Annotated in this window: 1 protein-coding gene; it reads left to right on the top strand. The window is 68.3% G+C overall.

Annotation, left to right across the window (positions count from 1 at the left end; all coding sequences use genetic code 11):
• Positions 1-517, top strand: a 517-nt coding sequence (locus tag G6N73_RS36255) for a DUF7146 domain-containing protein (RefSeq protein ID WP_425484205.1), incomplete at both ends; no start/stop codon positions are given.

Raw genomic sequence — 517 nt, 5'->3', positions numbered from 1 at the left:
CGGCCTCCGAGCTGGCACGCCGTCTCGGCGACCATGCCGAGGCGGTGTGCCGCGAATATCTCTCCAATGGCCATCGCTCCGGCAACCACTGGATCGTCGGTGACGTGCGCAACACGCGCGGCCGCTCCATGCATGTGCGCCTCAAGGCCAATGCCAAAGGTCCGGCAGGCAAGTGGGTCGATGAGGCGACGTCCGAATTCGGAGATCTGCTTGATGTGATCCGCGAAAGCTGCGATCTCGTCGAGTTCCGCGATGTCGCGGATGAAGCCCGTCGCTTCCTTGCCATGCCGCGACCGCAGCCGCAAAACCCCGGCGCGGAGCGCCAGCCTGCCGCGGCACGCGGCTCCCCTGACGCCGCGCGCCGCCTGTTCGCCATGTCGCGGCCGATCGCCGGCACGCTGGCTGAACGCTATCTTTCCGGACGCGGCATCCTCCTGACCGCGCGTGAGCGCGCCCTGCGCTTCCATCCCGGCTGCTACTACCGCGATCTCGTGACGGGCAAGACGCAGGCGCTCCC

It is taken from the genome of Allomesorhizobium camelthorni (assembly GCF_011045125.1).
Lineage (GTDB): Bacteria > Pseudomonadota > Alphaproteobacteria > Rhizobiales > Rhizobiaceae > Allomesorhizobium > Allomesorhizobium camelthorni.
Note: the sequence above shows the minus strand (reverse complement) of the source record. Positions and strands in the feature narration are given on the sequence as shown.